Origin of the sequence: Pseudomonas sp. TNT2022 ID1044, assembly GCF_028656895.1 — a bacterium.
Lineage (GTDB): Bacteria > Pseudomonadota > Gammaproteobacteria > Pseudomonadales > Pseudomonadaceae > Aquipseudomonas > Aquipseudomonas reinekei.
In genome coordinates this window covers 222,903-240,460 of the sequence record NZ_JAMDHB010000001.1, presented here as the reverse complement: position 1 = coordinate 240,460, position 17,558 = coordinate 222,903, and the positions used below count along the sequence as shown (strand labels likewise).

Sequence of the window (17,558 nt, the reverse complement as noted above, 5' to 3'; positions counted from 1 at the left end):
CGGCAACAACCAGTAATTACGGGGGTTCTATCGCCAACAACCGAGGTGACTGCTTATTTTCCGGATGAGTTTCCACTAATAAGCGGATAGACCCTTTCGGCTGCCACGGCATTAAATGAAGGCGTGAATTAGCCCATTGGCCGAGGACTGGGAAATGACAACTGCACGAAGTGTCGAACAGTGGAAAAGTTATATAGAAAGTTGCCTGGACTTCCGCCCGCAAGACGGTGTTTATCGCATTGCCCGCGATATGTTTACCGACCCGGAACTGTTCGATCTGGAAATGGAACTGATTTTCGAGAAGAACTGGATCTACGCCTGCCACGAAAGCGAGATCGCCAATAATCACGACTTCATGACCATGCGCGCCGGCCGCCAGCCGCTGATCATCACGCGCGATGGTGAAGGTCGTCTCAACGCCCTGATCAACGCCTGCCAGCACCGCGGCACCACCCTCACCCGCGTCGGCAAAGGTAACCAGTCGACCTTCACCTGCCCCTTCCACGCCTGGTGCTACAAAAGCGACGGCCGCCTGGTGAAGGTCAAGGCGCCGGGGGAATACCCCGAAGGTTTCGACAAGGCCACCCGCGGCCTGAAAAAGGCCCGTATCGAAAGCTACAACGGCTTTGTGTTCGTCAGCCTCAACGTGGAAGGCACCGACACCCTCGAAGACTTCCTCGGTGACGCCAAGGTGTTCTTCGACATGATGGTGGCGCAATCGCCGACCGGTCAGCTCGAAGTGCTGCCGGGCAAATCGGCCTACACCTACGACGGCAACTGGAAACTGCAGAACGAGAACGGTCTGGACGGTTATCACGTCAGCACCGTCCACTACAACTACGTGGCCACCGTTCAGCATCGCCAGCAGGTCAATGCCGAGAAAGGCCTGACCGCCAGCGACACCCTGGACTACAGCAAGCTGGGCGCGGGCGACAAGGAAACCGATGACGGCTGGTTCGCCTTCCACAACGGCCACAGCGTGCTGTTCAGCGACATGCCCAACCCCGCCGTGCGCCCGGGCTACGCCAGCATCATGCCGCGCCTGGTCGAGGAACACGGCCAGGGCAAGGCCGAATGGATGATGCACCGCCTGCGCAACCTCAACGTCTACCCGAGCATGTTCTTCCTCGACCAGATCAGCTCGCAGTTGCGGATCATCCGCCCGCTGGCCTGGAACAAGACCGAGATCAACAGCTTCTGCCTGGGCGTCGTCGGCGAGTCGGACGCGGATCGGGAAAACCGCATTCGTCAGTTCGAAGACTTCTTCAACGTGTCCGGCATGGGCACCCCCGACGACCTGGTGGAGTTCCGTGAAGCCCAGCGCGGCTTCCAGGCCCGCCTGGAGCGCTGGAGCGATATCTCCCGCGGCCAGGGCAAATGGGTCGAAGGCCCGACCCGCAACAGCGAGACCATTGGCATCGCTCCGGCCCTGACCGGCACCGAGTTCACCCATGAAGGCCTGTACGTCAACCAGCACGCCAACTGGCAGCGTTTTTTGCTTGAAGGCCTGGCGCGCAAAGCGGCCGAACAACAACCGTTGAAACTGCGTGAGGTGTGAACATGAATTCGCAACTGCAATACCGCGTCGAGCAATTTCTTTACCGCAAGGCCGAGGCCTGTGATGCCCAGGACTGGGACACCTACCTCGACATGTTCAGCGACGACAGCGAATTCCACCTGCCGCAATGGGACTCGGAGCACGTTTACACCACCGACCCGAAAAAAGGTATGTCGCTGATCTATTACCCCAACCGCGGCGGCCTGGAGGACCGGGTGTTCCGCATTCGTACCGGCAAGGCGGCGTCGACCATTCCGATGCCGCGCACCCTGCACCTGATCAGCAACGTGCGCATCGCGCCGCTGCAGGACGATGAGCTGGAGGTGCGCGTCAACTGGAGCACCCTCTATTACCGCATGCAGACCGCCGAGCAGTTCTTCGGCCACGCCACGTACCGTCTGCGCCCCGACGGCGAGAGCTGGAAAATCGCCCGCAAACACGTGGTGCTGCTCAACGACACGATCAACTCCGTGCTCGACTTCTACCATCTCTGAACCCTGCGGATTAACGCTCATGACGTACAAGGTCGCCTTCAGTTTCGCCGACGGCAAAACACTCTTCTGCAACGTGCAGAACAATGAAATCCTGCTCGACGCGGCCCTGCGCAGCGGGATCAAGATTCCGTTGGATTGCCGCGAAGGGGTTTGCGCGACCTGCCAGGGCCGCTGTGAATCCGGGCAGTACACCCAGGACTACGTGGACGATGAAGCCTTGTCGGCCAGCGACCTGGCCGAGCGCAAGGTGCTGACCTGCCAGACGCGCGTGCAGTCGGACGCGGCCTTCTACTTCGACTTCGATTCCAGCCTTTGCGGCAGCAACGGCCCGAGCAGCCTGCAAGGCACTGTGAGCGAGGTGCGACAGGTCTCGCCGACCACCGCCATCGTGCACGTGAAAGTCGGCGCAGCGGGCGCGGCGCTGGATTATCTGCCGGGCCAGTACGCTCGTCTGCAGGTACCGGGCACCGAGCATCGGCGCTCGTATTCCTTTGCCTGCGCACCGGGCAGCAGCAACCTGCAGTTTCTGATTCGCCTGCTGCCCAGCGGCGTGATGACCGACTACGTGCGCGATCGCTGCCAGGTCGGCGACGTGATCCGCATGGAAGCGCCGTTGGGCGCTTTCTACCTGCGCCATATCGACCGGCCGCTGGTGATGGTGGCCGGCGGCACCGGGTTGTCGGCGTTCCTCGGCATGCTCGAGCAGATTGCCGAGCAGCAAGGCTGCGGTCACCCGGTGCACCTGTACTACGGCGTGCGTGAGGCCGAGGACCTGTGCGAGGTGTCGCGCATCGAGGCCTATGCCGCACGGATCCCGGGGTTCCGTTTCACGCCCGTGGTCAGCAACCCCAACCCCGACTGGCCGGGCAAGACCGGCTACATCGCCGAACACCTGGAAGTGGCCGAGCTGCGTGACCAGCCGTTCGACCTGTACCTGTGCGGCCCGCCGCCGATGGTCGAGTCGATCAAGGACTGGCGTCAGCAGCACGGCCTGGACCAAAGCCGCCTTTACCTGGAGAAGTTCACCGAGAGCAACAGCTGACGCAGCACCCCATAACAACAATCAATCGGCCCGTCCGAACACTGAATCACTGCCCTCATCGACATCTACCGTGCGTTGGCACGACCTACTTCATAGGCCGCCTCATGAAAAACCTGGTATTGCGTGCATGTCTGGCAACCTCCCTCTGCGCAGCGACAGCTGCCCAGGCCGTGGAGCCTGTCCGAATCGGCTTCATCACCACCCTCTCCACCCCCGCCGGCTACCTGGGCGAAGACTCGCGTGACGGCTTCCAACTGGCGATCGATCAGGAAGGCGGCAAGCTCGGCGGCGTGCCGGTGCAACTCATCGTGGAAGATGATGGCCTGCAACCGGCCAAGGCCAAGCAGATCGCCGACCGCATGAGCCTGGACGGTATCTCGCTGTACACCGGAGTGATTTTTTCCAACGTGCTGGCGGCCGTGATCAATACCGCCACCAAGGACGGTTTCTACGTCAGCAACAACACCGCCCCCTCGACCCTGGCCGGTGAAAAGTGCATGGCCAACTACTTCGTCGGCTCCTACCAGAACGACACCCCGCACGAAATGGCCGGTGTCGCGGCCAACGAGCTGGGCTACAAGAAAATGGTGATTCTGGCGCCCAACTATCAGGGCGGTCGTGACGCACTGGCCGGGTTCAAGCGCACCTTCAAGGGCGAGGTGACGGAGATCTACACCAAGCTCAACCAGCTGGATTTCTCGGTGGAACTGGCGCGCGTTCGTTCACTGACGCCGGATGCGATTTTCCAGTTTCACCCGGGTGGCGGCGGCATCAACTTTGCCAAGCAATACGGCGGCTCGGGCCTGTCGGCGCAAATCCCGATGGTGGTGCCGGTGTTCTCCATGGATGAACGCATGCTCGCCGCCGTCGGCGATGTGGCCAAGGGCACCAACGTCGTCACCCTCTGGAACCCGCAATCGGACAACCCGGCCAACCAGGCTTTCGTCAAAGCCTTCACCGAAAAATACAAGCGCGCCCCAACGGTGTATGCGGCCCAGACTTATGACACGGCACGCCTGATCGGTGCCGCCCTGAAAACCTCCCAAGGCAATCTGAAGGACCAGCCGGCCTTCCGCACGGCGATGAAGAACGTGCAGTTCGACTCCATTCGCGGCGACTTCAGCTTCGCCCAGAACCAGCACCCGGTGATCGACTGGTACTTGCTGCAAGTGCAGACCGGCGCCGACGGCAAGCTGGTCGAAGTGCCGATCAGGACCCTGGCGACCCGCCACGTCGACAGCTACGCCGCCCAATGCTCGATCTGACCGGCACCTGAGCCCTGTCCTCGCCCCGCAGTACCGCTGCGGGGCGTTTTCGTGAGGAACGCAGTCATGTTATTGCTCGAACAGATTCTCAACGGCCTGCAATACAGCGCGTTGCTGTTTTTGCTGGCCTCAGGCCTGACCCTGATCTTCGGCATCATGGGCGTGATCAACCTGGCCCATGGCGCCTTCTACATGGTCGGCGCGTTCTGTGCCGCCTACACCGCCATGGCCACCGGGTCGTTCTGGCTGGGCGGCCTGGCCGCGCTGATCGGCTCGGCCTGTTACGGCGCATTGATCGAAACCGCGATCATGCGCCGCCTCTACAATCGCGATCACCTGGATCAGGTGCTGGCGACGTTGGCCGTGGTGTTTTTCAGCAACGAACTGCTGACCCTGATCTTCGGCCGCAGCCCACCGGCGATGCCCACGCCCGAGTGGTATTCCAGTTTTGTCGAAGTGCTGCCGGGATTGATGTACCCGGTCAGCCGGCTGCTGTTCATCGCCGCCGGGCTGATCGTGGCGGTCGGCATGTGGCTGCTGATCAACCACACGCGCCTGGGCATGCTGATTCGCGCCGGCGCCGATGACCATGAAATGGTCGGCGCGCTGGGGGTCAACATCGCCCGGCTGTACACCCTGGTCTTCGTGTTCGGCTGCGTGCTGTGCGGCCTGGCCGGTTTCATGGCGGCACCGCTGCTGTCGGTGGAGATCGGCATGGGTGAAAAGATCCTGATCACCACCTTCGTGGTCATCGTCGTCGGCGGTGTCGGCTCGGTGCGCGGTGCGTTGGTGGGGGCCTTGCTGATCGGCATGGTCGACAGCCTGGGCCGTGCCTACATCCCGCCGTTGCTGGACCAACTGCTGCCCAGCGAAACCAGCGGCACCCTGAGCGCCGGACTGATTTCCGCCAGCGCCTACATCGTCATGGCCCTGGTGCTGCTGGTGCGCCCGCGCGGCCTGCTGCCGGCCCGCGCCTGAGGAGAACCCTATGTCACCACGCCTCATCATCGACCTTGCGTGCCTGGCGACCTTCGCCTGCATGCCGCTGCTGGCCCACTGGCTGCACGAGCCATACCTGGTCAGCTTCTTCACCCGCCTCGCCATCTATGGCATGGCGGCCATCAGCCTGGACCTGCTGATCGGCTACGGCGCCATGGTCAGTTTCGGCCACGCGGCGTTCTTCGGCCTGGGCGGTTACATCGTCGGCATCGTGGCCTTTCACACCTCGCAAGGCATGCCGTTGTGGGGCTGGGAAGGCAGCAACAGCGCGCTGGTGGTGTGGCCGCTGGCGCTGCTGGTGTGCGCGCTGCTCTCGCTGCTGGTGGGTTATCTGTCGCTGCGCACCAGCGGCGTGCAGTTCATCATGATCACATTGGCGTTCGGCCAGATGCTCTACTTCGTGCTCGGCTCGCTGTCGCTGTACGGCGGTGACGACGGCATTTTGCTCAACGAGCGCAATACCCTTGGCGTGCTGGACCTGGGTGACGCCAACCACTTCTACTACCTGTGCGTGTTCTTGCTGGCGGGCTGGTTGTTGCTGTGCCGGCGACTGGTCAATTCGCGATTCGGTTTTGTCCTGCGCGGGCTCAAGCAGAGCGAGCGGCGCAGCGTCAGCCTGGGCCTCAAACCCTTGCGCTATCGCCTCACGGCGTTTGTGATCGCCGGCACCGGCGGTGGTCTGGCGGGGATTCTGTGGGCTAATTACGCGCTGTTTGTCAGCCCCGACATGGGCGCCTGGCACAAGTCCGGCGAGCTGATGGCGATGGTGATTCTCGGCGGCGTCGGCACCCTGCTCGGCCCACTGCTGGGCGCGGCCACTTACCTGGGACTTGAACAGGTGCTGAGCCAGTGGACCGAACACTGGATGCTGATCTTCGGCCCCCTGCTGTTGCTGGTGGTGCTGTTCGGCAAGAAAGGCGTCTACGGATTGCTGCTCAGCCTGCTGCAGCGCAAACCCAAGGCACTTGCCATCAAACCGAACGCCGCCGTGGAGGCTCGCCCATGAGCGCACAGCTATCGATTCGGGATCTGCACAAGGCCTTTGGCGCGGTGAAAGCCACCAACGGCGCCAGCCTTGAACTGGCCAAGGGCGAACTGCACGCCATCATCGGCCCCAACGGTGCCGGCAAGTCCACCTTGATCGCGCAGATTGCCGGCGAGATTTTCCCCGACCAGGGCCAGATCCATCTCAATGGCCAGGACATCACCCGCGTACCGGCCTGGCAACGGCCGCGCCTGGGATTGGCGCGAGCCTTCCAGGTCAGCCAGTTGTACACCGAGTTCACCCTGCTGGAGAACGTCGCGCTGGCCATCGCCGCCCGCGACGGCAAGGCGTTCGGCATGTGGCGTCCGCTGAGCCGCGACACCCGCCTGCTGGAACCGGCGCTGGGCTACTTGCAGCAAGTGGGCCTGGGCTCTCGCGCGCAAGATGCGGTCCACGAACTGTCCCATGGCGAACGACGGCAACTGGAGATCGCCCTGGCATTGGCTCAGGAAGCTTCGGTGCTATTGCTCGATGAGCCGATGGCCGGGATGGGCGCCGACGAGTCCGCGCGCATGACCGAGCTGCTGCACAGCCTCAAGGGCCGTTACGCGATCCTGCTGGTCGAGCACGATATGGACGCGGTGTTCGCCCTCGCCGACCGCATCACGGTGCTGGTGTACGGCCAGACGGTGTTGACCGGCAGCGTCGAACAAGTACGCAACGACCCGCAAGTGCGGGCCGCTTACCTGGGAGAAGAACATGCTTGAGGTTCAAGGTTTGAAAGCGGGCTATGGCTTGAGCCAGGTGCTGTTCGACATGCACCTGAGCATCGAGCAGGGCCAGGTGGTGTCGCTGATCGGCCGCAACGGCATGGGCAAGACCACCACGGTCAAATCGATCATGGGCTTGCTCAAGCCAAGCGCCGGCAGCATCCGCATCAACGGCACGGAAATGCGTGGCGCTGCGCCCTACCGCATCGCCAAGGCCGGCCTGGGGCTGGTGCCGGAGGGCCGACGCGCCTTCGGCACCTTGAGCGTGCGGGAAAATCTGCTGGCCACCGCCACGCGGGGCAAGTGGGATCTGGCGCGGGTCTATGAACTGTTCCCGCGCTTGCTGGAGCGCCAGGACCAGCTGTCACGCACCCTGTCGGGCGGTGAGCAGCAGATGCTGGTGGTCGGCCGCGCGCTGTTGACCAACCCCAGCCTGCTGATTCTCGACGAAGCCACTGAAGGCCTGGCGCCGATCATCCGCGAGCAGATCTGGAGTTGCCTGGCCACCCTCAAGGCCGAGGGCGAGACGATTCTGGTGATCGACAAGAACCTCAAGGAAATGGCGCGTGTGGTCGACCGCCATCACATCATCGAGAAGGGGCGCCAAGTCTGGGATGGCACACCAGTGGAGCTGGCGGCACAACCCGAACTGTCGCAACGCTACCTGGGAGTATGAACGGACATGGACCTCGATCAGGCTTACAACAACGTCGCCGCCGTGGGCAATTTTCCACAGATCATGCAGCGTTTTCGCCAACGCAGTGCCCGGACCTATGCGAGTCACCCCTGGCAACGTGACCTGGCGTATGGCAATGCCATGCGCGAGCGTTTCGACTGGTACGCCCAGGCGGATGCCGAGGCGCCGACGCTGCTGTTCATACATGGCGGTTACTGGCAGGCCTCGGACAAGGACGACTATGCCTTCATCGCCGAGGGCCTGATCGAGGCCGGTTTCAATGTCGGCTTGCTGGAATACACCCTCGCACCCGAAGCGAGCATGAGCACCATCGCCGGACAGATCGGCAAGGCGCTGGATTATCTGCTGGCACATCGCGAAGCCTTGAACATCGGTCAGCAGGTGGTGCTGTGCGGGCACTCGGCGGGCGGTCATCTGACCGCGCTGTATCGCCGGCATCCGCTGGTGACCCTGGCCATGCCGATCAGCGGCCTGATGGAGCTTGACCCCATCAGCCGCTGCTGGCTCAACGACAAGCTGCAACTGAGCGAAGAGGAGATCTGTCGGTTCAGCCCGCAAAGGCTGATCGGCGATGGCGCACCGTTGCTGGTGACCGTGGGCGGGGATGAATTGCCGGCGTTGATTCGGCACTCGCGCGAATACGCCAGTGCCTGCCGCCAGGCGGGGCAGGCCGTAAGTTTCGTCGAGCTTGCAGGCTGCCATCACTTCGCGGTGCTGGACGATCTGGCCAAGGTGGATGGCGCACACGTGGGGGCCTTGCTTGAGCACCTGACCCCGTAAGAGCACGCATTGCTCCTACAAATAACTCTCGCCAGAAGTGGATACCGGTTTGCCGTTTGCGGCTTTTTTGACCCGCTCAGGCTTCATACAGTGGCTACGAATTCAGACAGGAATTGCGTATGTCCAGCCTCTCGCTCAGGGTCCAACAGATCGAGCCTCTGACCCCCAGAATCCGCCGCGTGCTGTTGGTGTCCAGCGGCGTCCAGCCACTGCCGGGCTTTACTGCCGGAGCCCATCTGGAACTGCATGTACCTGGCAGCCGCGCTCAACGCCGTGCCTATTCGCTGGTCAACCTGCCCGACGGCGAACACTACGAAATCGCCGTCCAGCTCGAAGAAACGAGCACCGGTGGATCGCGCTGGGTGCACTCGCTCAAGGTCGGCGATGAACTGCTGGCCGATGCGCCACGCAACCACTTTCCACTCTGTGAAAACACCGAACACGCGCTGCTGATTGCCGGTGGCATCGGCATCACGCCCATGCTGAGCATGGCCCGGTCGCTGCAAGCGGCGGGCAAGTCTTTCACCCTGCACTATGCCGGTCGCGATGAAGCACAGATGGCCTATCTGCCCGAAGCGCGCGCCTGCCTCGATAACCATTGCTGGATCAGCGGCGGCGACCCGCAGAAGCGCTTGCCTGCCGCTGCGATTCTGGCTGCGCCAAAACCCGGTCTGCACCTCTACATCTGCGGCCCGACCGCCCTGCTCAACAGCGTGCTGGCCTGCGCTCGCGAACAGGGCTGGGCAGAAGATCACCTGCATTACGAACTGTTCAGCGGCGCGCTGGAAATGGCCGGCGACCAAGGCTTTGAGGTGCACCTGCGCGAAAGCGGCGTGAACCTGCAAGTGGCCGCCGGACAAAGCGTATTGGACGCCATGCTCCAGGCCGGCCTGGACCCGATGTTCGACTGCCGACGGGGTGACTGCGGCGTGTGCGTCGCCCAGGTCATCGACGGTCAGCCCGACCACCGCGACATCTGCCTGTCGGAGCGCGACCGCGCCAGCGGCAGTTTCTGCACCTGTGTCTCCCGTGCCCGCAGCGCGCTGCTGGTACTCGATCTGTGACAAGCCGAGGACATCCCGTGATACCGACCAACGAGCAAATCGCTGCCTTGATCCGCGAAGACAGCGTTCACAAGAGCGTCTACACCGACCCGACCCTGTTCAAGCTGGAGATGGAGCGCATCTACGGCAACGCCTGGATCTACGTCGGCCATGAAAGCCAGGTCAAAAACCCCGGCGACTACCACACCACACGTATCGGCGATCAGGACGTGATCATGGTGCGCGGCGCCAACCAGCAGGTCAGCGTGCTGTACAACCGCTGCCCGCACAAAGGCGCCAAACTGGTGGCTGACGGTGACGGCAGTGTCGGCAAGTTCTTCCGCTGCCCGTACCACGCCTGGACCTTCAAACTCGACGGCCAGCATTTGTCGGCGCCGCTCAAGAGCGGTTTCGAAGGCACCTGCTACGACCCCAAGCACCCGGATTTTTCCATGGTCAGCGTCGCCCGCGTCGAAGCCTATCGCGGCTTTGTGTTTGCCAGCCAGGCGGCGTTCGGACCGGACCTTAAAACATTTCTGGGCGGCGTCATCACCTCCATCGACAACCTCTGCGATCGCTCGCCCGTTGGTGAGGTCGAGGTGGCCGGCGGTATCTTCCGCGTTCAGCAGCGCTCCAACTGGAAAGTGTTCTACGAGAACCTGCACGACACCATGCATGCCCGCGTGACCCACGAATCGTCGGTGGACGCTGCGCGTGACGAAGCCCAAGCCATCGGTGAAATGCCCTTCGAGCTGCTGATCATGGACGGCAACGGCGAGCCCTATGACTTTTGGGAGAAACTCGAACTGCGCGCTTACCACAATGGCCACGGCTACATGGAAGCGATCTTCGACCCGGCCGCCGCCGAGCGCGACGAGGTCTCCCGCGCCCACTTCGAATGCCTGAGCCAGGCCTACGGCGAGCAGCGCGCCAAGGAAATCCTGGGCATGAACCGCCACAACACGGTGATCTACGGCAGCGGTTCGCCGCACACCGTGTTCATGCAGTTCCGGGTGATCCGCCCCATCGCCGTGGACCAGACCATGGTCGAGATCCAGACCTTCCGCTGTAAAGGCGCCCCGGATGCCGTGTTCGACCGCGCACTGACCTACGCCAACGTCATCAACTCGCCCTCCTCCAACGTGATGCCCGACGACGTCGAAGTCTATGCTCGCTGCCAGGAAGGCAACATGACCCGCGGCGGCGAGTGGATCAGCATGCACCGCTACGTCGGTACCGATAAGCCGCTGGAAGACGGCGCGGTGTCCACCAATGGCACCAGCGAGCTGCCGATGCGCAACCAGTTCGCCGCCTGGAAACAGTTCATGACCGCCACCCTGATCGCCAAGGAGAGCACCCATGCTGCTTGACCGCCGAATCGACGTCGACACCCGCCAGTTGACCCCCGCCCAGGTTCCCGTCGAGACCCTGCGCCAGATCGAACAGTTTCTTTACCAGGAGGCGCGCCTGCTGGATGAGCGGCGTTTCTGGGAGTGGGACAAGCTGTTCACCGACACCGGCATGTACTGGGTGCCGCACAAGCACGAGCAAGCCAACCCGTTCGACCATATCTCGCTGTTCTGGGAAAACCGCATGCTGCGCGAGGTGCGGATCCGCCGGGTGGAAAACGCCCGCAACTGGTCCCAGCAACCGCAGACCCAAACCGCGCACCTGGTGGGCAACGTGATGGTCGAGGGTCTCGATGCCCAGGGCTTGCTGGTGGTCAGCGCCAGCTTCCAGTACAGCGAATGGCGCCTGGAGCAACGCCAGCTCGCCGGGCGCTACACCTATAAATTGGCCGCTCGGGAAAGCGGTGGCTGGCAGATCCAGCTCAAGCGCGTGGACCTCATCAACTGCAACGATGTGTTCGCCAACCTCGAGGTGTTCGTGTGATGAGCGCACCGGTGCTGATCGCCCTGCACTATCAGAACGACGTGTTGCACCCCGAGGGCAAGATTCGGGTCGGGCTGGGGGCCGATGACCTCGTGCGAGCTGCGCTGCTCGACGCTGCCGGGCGCCTGCTCGCCGGCGCGCGAACCAAGGGCTGGCCGATCATCCACGTGCGCGTGGCGTTCCGGCCGGACTACGCCGACCTGATCCAGAACGCGCCGATCTTGCGCGCTGTCGCCAGCCTTGGCGCTGTCCGGGAAGGCAGCTGGGGCGCGGAGTTCTACAGCGCCCTGGCACCAAAGGTCAGCCGCCAGGAGTTCGTCGTCACCCACAACCGGATCAATGCCTTTTATGGCTCACCGCTGGAAAGCCTGGTGCGCCAGTTCAATACTTCGCATTTGTTGATCGCGGGCGTGGCGACCCACTCGGTGGTGGAAAGCACGGTGCGTCATGCCGTGGACTGCGGTTTCGAAGTGACGGTGGCGGCAGATGCCTGCGCCAGTGCGGACAGCGGCACACATACGGCCTCGCTGGCGAGCATGGCGCTGATCGCCCGCATCAGCCACGTCGAGGCAGCACTGGAGGATTTCGCATGATGCTCGAAGGCAAAGTGGCGATTGTCACTGGCAGTACCCAGGGGCTGGGCCTGGACATCGCCCGGCAACTGTTGACCGAGGGTGCGCGGGTGATGCTGGTGGGCCGCAACGCCGACAGTGGCCAAGCGTTGGCGGAAGAACTCGATTGCGGGTTTTCAGCGTGCGACGTGGAGCGCGACGAAGACATCGACGCGTGCATCGCTGCCACGCTGGCCCGCTTCGGCAGGCTCGACATACTGGTCAACAACGCCTGCCTGTACGCCGATCAGGGGCTGGCCTCGGACCGCGCACAGTGGCTGAAAACCCTGAACGTCAATCTGGTGTCGGCGGCGATTTTTACCCAGAAGGCGGCCGTGCATCTGCCCAGTGGTGGCGTGGTGATCAACATCGGCAGCACGGGCGGCAAGTTCGGCGCGGCCGGGCGCGCGCTCTACCCCGCCTCCAAGGCCGGCATCCTGCAACTGACGAAAAACCTGGCCATGACCCTGGCCCCGGAACAGATCCGGGTGCTGAGCGTATCCCCGGCCTGGACCTGGTCGCCCAGCGTCGCCGACTTCAGCGACAATGATCCGCAATTGGCCGACCGGGTCGGGGCGCCTTTTCATCCGCTCGGGCGCATCGGCCGGGGTCATGAGGTCGGCAGCGTGGTGGCGTTTCTGTGCAGCGCCGGTGCCGGCTGGATGACCGGAGTCGACGTGCCGGTGGACGGCGGTTTTTCAATCCTCGGGCCAGACCGCGGTGTGTCGCCGCGTGTATGGTTCCAGCAACACCGTGACAGCCAATAAATCTGATAACCGAATGAGGTAGATGACATGGGCAAGATGATTGAAATCCGGGCAACGGACAGCAACGCCACGTTCAGCGGTTACCTGGCCCTGCCGGCCAGCGGCAAGGGCCCCGGTGTGGTGATCGGCCAGGAGATATTCGGGGTCAACGCCAACATGCGCGCGGTGGCCGATTTCTATGCCGAGGAGGGTTATGTGGCGCTGGTGCCGGACCTGTTCTGGCGCCTGCAGCCGGGCGTTGACCTGGGCTACACCGAAGCGGATTTCGCCGTGGCCATCGACCTGTTCCAGCGCCTGGACGTGGACAAAGCCGTCAGCGACATCGACGCCAGCTTTAAAGCCCTGCGTGCATTGCCGGAAGTGGAAGGCCCGGGCCTGGGTTATGTCGGTTTCTGCATGGGCGGCAAACTGGCCTGGCTGACCGCCACGCGCACCGACGTGGCCTGCGCCGTCGGCTACTACGGCATGGGCATCGAACAGCTGTTGCACGAATCGGAAAACCTCAAGGGTCGGTTGGTCCTGCACTTTGCCGAAAACGATGGCTACTGCGACGCCAGTGCCCGCGCACTGATCAGCGAACACCTGGCCGGCAACGACAAAACGGAAATCTACGTTTACCCAGGCGTCGACCACGCTTTCGCCCGGGCCGCAAGTTCACACTACGACAAGCCGGCCTCGCTGATGGCCCATGAGCGCAGCATCGCCGCCCTCAAGCGCGAGATCGGCCCCCACTTCAACCTGTCCGCCCTGTGGGAAGAACACATCCGCCACGAGTTCGACACCCGCGACGTACCCGCCACCATGGCGACCATGGTCGCCGAACCCTACGTCAACCATATTCCGACCATGACCGGGGGCGTCGGCGCCAGGGAACTCAGCCGCTTCTACCAACATCATTTCGTCCACGGCAATCCGCCGGACATGAAGCTCATCCCCATCTCCCGCACCATTGGCGCCCTGCAGATCGTCGACGAGTTCATCATGTGCTTCACCCACAGCACCGAAATCGACTGGATGCTGCCCAACGTGGCACCGACCGGGAAGTACGTGGAGATTCCAATGCTGGGGGTGATCAAGTTCCGAGGGGACAAGCTGTACCACGAGCATATCTACTGGGACCAGGCCAGTGTGCTGGTGCAAATCGGCTTGTTGAACCCTGAAGGGCTGCCAGTGGCAGGGGTGGAAACGGCGAGAAAGCTGTTGGATGAACAACTGCCGTCCAATACGTTGATGGGCCGCTGGACGCAAAGCGAGTAATCGCGACCGCATCAATGCAAAAGGCCGATCTGTCATTCAACAGATCGGCCTTTTTTCATGCGCTTGTAACGTCAGACATGCTCACTGCTTTTGGCATGCACCGCCCGTGGCTCGCCATGCCCGTGGTCCACCTCAATCACCGGAATTTCCTTGCCGTCGCAGTCATGCAGTTTGCCGTCGCTGAAGTAATCCCCTTCGCGCAACGCCGCCAGATCCTGATAACGCAGGACCCGCTCGGTGCCCGCCGCAAACACCGACTGCTGGTCGGAGTTACCGGCGGTGAGGTGGTTGAAGGTCAGGTTGAGCACGATGGCCATGATCGCCGAAGAGCTGATGCCCGAATGGAAGATCGTGGCGAACCAGCTTGGGAAGTGATCGTAGAAGTTCGGTGCCGCAATCGGGATCATGCCGAAGCCGATCGAGGTCGCGACGATGATCAGGTTGACGTTGTTGCGGTAGTCGACCTTGGACAGCGTCCGGATGCCGCTGGCGGCTACGGTGCCGAACAGCACGATACCGGCGCCGCCAAGGACGGAGGTTGGCACGGCCGCGATGACCCGCCCCATGAAAGGCAACAGGCCGAGGATCACCAGGAACAGACCACCCGTGGCGACCACGTAGCGGCTCTTGATCCCGGTCACCGCCACCAGCCCGACGTTCTGGGCGAAGGCGCTTTGGGTGAAGGAACCGAAGATCGGCGCGATCATGCTCGACAGCATGTCAGCGCGCAGACCATTGCCCAGACGCTTGGAGTCCACCTTGGTGTCGATGATTTCACCGACCGCCAGGATGTCCGCCGAGGTCTCCACCAGGGTCACCATGACCACGATGCACATCGACAGGATCGCCGCGAAGTGGAAGGTCGGCATGCCGAAGTGGAACGGGGTCGGGAAGCCGAACATCGGACCTTCGCCAACGGATGAGAAATCCGCCATGCCCAGGAACACCGCGACGACTGTACCGATGACCATTGCCAGCAGGATCGAGAGACGGGAGATGGTCGCGCTGCCAATCTTGCTCAGCAGCAGCACCAACACCAGCGTCATGGCGGCCAGGCCGATGTTGGCCATGCTGCCGAACTCTGGGGAATGGCTGTTACCGCCCATGGCCCAGCGCGCCGCCACCGGCATCAGCGTCAGGCCGATGGTGGTGATCACAATGCCCGTGACCAGCGGCGGGAAGAACTTGGTGATTCGCGAGAACACCGGCGTGATCAGCAACCCGATCAGGGACGCCGCTATCACCGCCCCCAGAATCGACTGAAACCCACCCTCGCCGCCACTGCTGACAATCGCCACCATGGTCGCGACACCGGAAAACGACACGCCCTGTACCAGCGGCAACTGACAACCGAAAAACGGCAGACCCAGGGTTTGCAGCAACGTGGCCAGCCCCCCCGCAAACAATGAAGCAGCAATCAACAAACCAATGTCCGCCGGCGACAGCCCGGCCGCCTGACCAATGATCAAAGGCACCGCGACGATGCCACCGTACATGGTCAGAACATGTTGCAGGCCGTAAGCCATATTCGCGCCGATCCCGAGGTTTTCGTCTTCGGGCCGTTGGTGTGAAACATGGGGCGTTTTCATGTTAGGGGGTTCCCTGGTTTTTGTTATGCGCACACTGTATGCAAGACTCAGGACAAATGTCTATAGAGTTGTATACAACTTGCCCGTCAAATTATGAACGGTCGGTCATGCAGACTGTGTGCCACCGCGTCCCCTCCTTGCCTGATTCCTTGCAATACATCCAGCCGAGACATTCTCCTGCAGCCACTAGGCTTTTGAATTCATGGCGACCATCGGTAGAGGTCGCCTTCTTCCATATACATATAAAGTATGCATAATTAAGTCATTCGAAATTCTGTACCACAAGGCAAAGAACGCAGCCAACAAGCTCAAGCACCAGGGCATCAGCCTCGCCGAGACCGAACCGGCATTCCATGACGAGCACGCCCTGCCCCTTCAGGACGAAGACCATGACGAACAACGCTGGATCACCATGGGGCTGGATGGCAAAGGGCGTTTGCTGGTCGTTGCGTACACCTATCGTGATCCGAATTTCGTTCGAATTATTTCTGCGCGCCTCGCCAGCAAAGCCGAGCGACGCCAGTATCTGGAGGCTTGATCCATGAAAGACGAATACGACTTCAGCAATGCCAGGCGCGGGGCCGTTGCTTCGGGCAAAGGCAAAACCCGAATCACCATCATGCTCGATGAAGTGGTCATCGAGGCGGCACGCGCGTTGGCAGAAACTGAGGGGTACGGCTATCAGACCGTCATCAACAACATCCTGCGACGGACATTGCTCAGCGATCTGAACAAAACGACCGAGCCGAAAACGACCGGGCATTTAAAACCGGGGATCACGGCCACGGAGTTGAAAAGCCTGGAGAAAAAACTGCTGGAGGCCCTGAATGAAATCCATCGTGTGATGGAGCCCGATGCTCGGCCGTAGGCCAACAAAAAGGGGCAGATTGATTCAATCCGCCCCTTTCTTGTGCACACAATATGGTGCTATTCCGGCTGGATCAGGCTTTCGAGTGTGCGCATTAACGTCGCATTGGTCGGCACCCGAATACCGAACTCCCCTTCCAGCACGCCCAGCAACGCCTGCACATCGGCCACCTGCCGGCGCTCGCTGTCGTGGCCGATGCGGTGGATGGCGAAGCTGCCGTTGTTGAGCGTACGACGCCACCCTTCCCCGGTTCGCGCCACCATCAGCTGCCTGGTGAAGGATGATTGCGGATGAGTCGAGACGTACCAGTTGCCGACGCTGTAATCGATGTCTTCCTGGCGCTGCAGGTCGAAGATGTACATCGCTCGCCACTCGTCGCCGACCTTGGCGCGAAGGGTGTAGCCGTCCACATGTTGTTCGATGCGATAAGGCTCATGAGGCGTCGTTTGCTCAGCCGGACTGTCGAGCAACAGCGGCGCGGTGGGCACCATGCCGCCGAAGCCAACATCGCTGATGTAGCGCACGCCACCCAGCGTCACCACACTCAAGCGGTGGGTGCGTGCCGTCCAGGCACCTTCGGGCTGGCCCATGACCACGCGGCCACTGATGCCATGCGCATCGAAACCCAGCTCTTGAAGCAGGGTCAGGTACAGGTAATTGAGTTCGTAGCAGTAACCGCCGCGTCCCTGACCCAGGACTTTTTGTTCGATCGACGCAAGATCGATCAGCACCGGCTCGCCGGACAAGGTGGTCAGGTTCTCAAACGGGAACACGCCGGTGTGGCGCAACTGAAGCTGACGCAAGGTCTCCAGGGTCGGCGCCGGCGGCGCATCGAAGCCCAGCCGTTGCAGGTATAGCGCTCGATTGGTCAGGCGGGGGTTGCTCATCGTTCAGTCCTTATGCACGCAAGCGGCGGATCGCTCCGCCAATGGCCGCTATG

19 protein-coding genes are annotated in these 17,558 nt (G+C 62.1%); 17 read left to right on the top strand and 2 right to left on the bottom strand.

Annotation, left to right across the window (positions count from 1 at the left end):
• The first annotated feature begins 154 nt into the window (after positions 1–154).
• The 15 genes from antA to M5G20_RS01010 all read left to right on the top strand — a co-directional run bounded on the left by antA (position 155) and on the right by M5G20_RS01010 (position 14,161).
• A complete protein-coding gene (gene antA / locus M5G20_RS01080; RefSeq protein WP_150733360.1) occupies positions 155–1,558 on the top strand; it encodes an anthranilate 1,2-dioxygenase large subunit in 1,404 nt (467 codons plus the stop codon).
• A gap of 2 nt (positions 1,559–1,560) precedes the next feature.
• Positions 1,561–2,052, top strand: coding sequence for an anthranilate 1,2-dioxygenase small subunit (antB, locus tag M5G20_RS01075; RefSeq protein ID WP_150733359.1), 492 nt, complete (start codon positions 1,561–1,563; stop codon positions 2,050–2,052).
• Between the two features lie 19 nt (positions 2,053–2,071).
• Positions 2,072–3,094, top strand: coding sequence for an anthranilate 1,2-dioxygenase electron transfer component AntC (gene antC, locus M5G20_RS01070; RefSeq protein ID WP_273917516.1), 1,023 nt, complete (start codon positions 2,072–2,074; stop codon positions 3,092–3,094).
• A gap of 104 nt (positions 3,095–3,198) precedes the next feature.
• Positions 3,199–4,359, top strand: coding sequence for an ABC transporter substrate-binding protein (locus M5G20_RS01065; RefSeq protein WP_273917515.1), 1,161 nt, complete (start codon positions 3,199–3,201; stop codon positions 4,357–4,359).
• Positions 4,360–4,425: 66 nt separating this feature from the next.
• Positions 4,426–5,337 carry a branched-chain amino acid ABC transporter permease gene (locus M5G20_RS01060; RefSeq protein WP_034147842.1) on the top strand — a complete coding sequence of 304 codons (912 nt, stop codon included), beginning with the start codon at positions 4,426–4,428 and terminating at the stop codon, positions 5,335–5,337.
• 10 nt (positions 5,338–5,347) lie between these two features.
• A complete protein-coding gene (locus tag M5G20_RS01055; protein WP_273917514.1) occupies positions 5,348–6,364 on the top strand; it encodes a branched-chain amino acid ABC transporter permease in 1,017 nt (338 codons plus the stop codon).
• On the top strand, positions 6,361–7,110 hold the full coding sequence (locus M5G20_RS01050) for an ABC transporter ATP-binding protein (RefSeq protein ID WP_273917513.1): 750 nt from the start codon (positions 6,361–6,363) through the stop codon (positions 7,108–7,110). Before M5G20_RS01055 ends, M5G20_RS01050 begins: the two co-directional genes overlap by 4 nt.
• Complete coding sequence (locus tag M5G20_RS01045) at positions 7,103–7,789, top strand: ABC transporter ATP-binding protein (protein WP_034147845.1); 687 nt, start codon at positions 7,103–7,105, stop codon at positions 7,787–7,789. The genes M5G20_RS01050 and M5G20_RS01045 overlap by 8 nt, the downstream gene beginning before the upstream one ends.
• A gap of 6 nt (positions 7,790–7,795) precedes the next feature.
• Positions 7,796–8,590: an alpha/beta hydrolase gene (locus M5G20_RS01040; RefSeq protein WP_273917512.1), complete on the top strand. Its 795-nt coding sequence runs from the start codon at positions 7,796–7,798 to the stop codon at positions 8,588–8,590.
• A gap of 119 nt (positions 8,591–8,709) precedes the next feature.
• Positions 8,710–9,654 carry a PDR/VanB family oxidoreductase gene (locus M5G20_RS01035; RefSeq protein ID WP_273917511.1) on the top strand — a complete coding sequence of 315 codons (945 nt, stop codon included), beginning with the start codon at positions 8,710–8,712 and terminating at the stop codon, positions 9,652–9,654.
• A gap of 17 nt (positions 9,655–9,671) precedes the next feature.
• Positions 9,672–11,003: an aromatic ring-hydroxylating dioxygenase subunit alpha gene (locus tag M5G20_RS01030; RefSeq protein ID WP_217872876.1), complete on the top strand. Its 1,332-nt coding sequence runs from the start codon at positions 9,672–9,674 to the stop codon at positions 11,001–11,003.
• Positions 10,993–11,526: an aromatic-ring-hydroxylating dioxygenase subunit beta gene (locus tag M5G20_RS01025; protein ID WP_150733351.1), complete on the top strand. Its 534-nt coding sequence runs from the start codon at positions 10,993–10,995 to the stop codon at positions 11,524–11,526. The genes M5G20_RS01030 and M5G20_RS01025 overlap by 11 nt, the downstream gene beginning before the upstream one ends.
• Entirely contained in the window at positions 11,526–12,119 is a 594-nt protein-coding gene (locus M5G20_RS01020; RefSeq protein ID WP_273917510.1) for a cysteine hydrolase family protein, read from the top strand. Before M5G20_RS01025 ends, M5G20_RS01020 begins: the two co-directional genes overlap by 1 nt.
• Positions 12,116–12,904, top strand: a complete 789-nt coding sequence (locus M5G20_RS01015; protein WP_273917509.1) for an SDR family oxidoreductase — start codon at positions 12,116–12,118, stop codon at positions 12,902–12,904. Before M5G20_RS01020 ends, M5G20_RS01015 begins: the two co-directional genes overlap by 4 nt.
• 27 nt (positions 12,905–12,931) lie before the next feature.
• Entirely contained in the window at positions 12,932–14,161 is a 1,230-nt protein-coding gene (locus tag M5G20_RS01010) for a dienelactone hydrolase family protein (protein WP_273917508.1), read from the top strand.
• 71 nt (positions 14,162–14,232) lie between these two features.
• Here the strand turns inward: M5G20_RS01010 and M5G20_RS01005 are convergent, their stop codons facing one another.
• Complete coding sequence (locus tag M5G20_RS01005; protein WP_273917507.1) at positions 14,233–15,750, bottom strand: nucleobase:cation symporter-2 family protein; 1,518 nt, start codon at positions 15,748–15,750, stop codon at positions 14,233–14,235.
• A 256-nt stretch (positions 15,751–16,006) separates the two neighbouring features.
• On the opposite strand from M5G20_RS01005, the gene M5G20_RS01000 reads away from it, so the two are divergent.
• Positions 16,007–16,288 (top strand): BrnT family toxin, encoded by a 282-nt coding sequence (locus tag M5G20_RS01000; protein ID WP_273918057.1) that lies wholly within the window; start codon positions 16,007–16,009, stop codon positions 16,286–16,288.
• 3 nt (positions 16,289–16,291) lie between these two features.
• A complete protein-coding gene (locus tag M5G20_RS00995) occupies positions 16,292–16,618 on the top strand; it encodes a BrnA antitoxin family protein (protein WP_273917506.1) in 327 nt (108 codons plus the stop codon).
• A gap of 59 nt (positions 16,619–16,677) precedes the next feature.
• On the opposite strand, the gene M5G20_RS00990 is transcribed toward M5G20_RS00995, so the two are convergent.
• Positions 16,678–17,505: an arylamine N-acetyltransferase family protein gene (locus M5G20_RS00990; RefSeq protein ID WP_273917505.1), complete on the bottom strand. Its 828-nt coding sequence runs from the start codon at positions 17,503–17,505 to the stop codon at positions 16,678–16,680.
• Positions 17,506–17,558 lie beyond the last annotated feature (53 nt).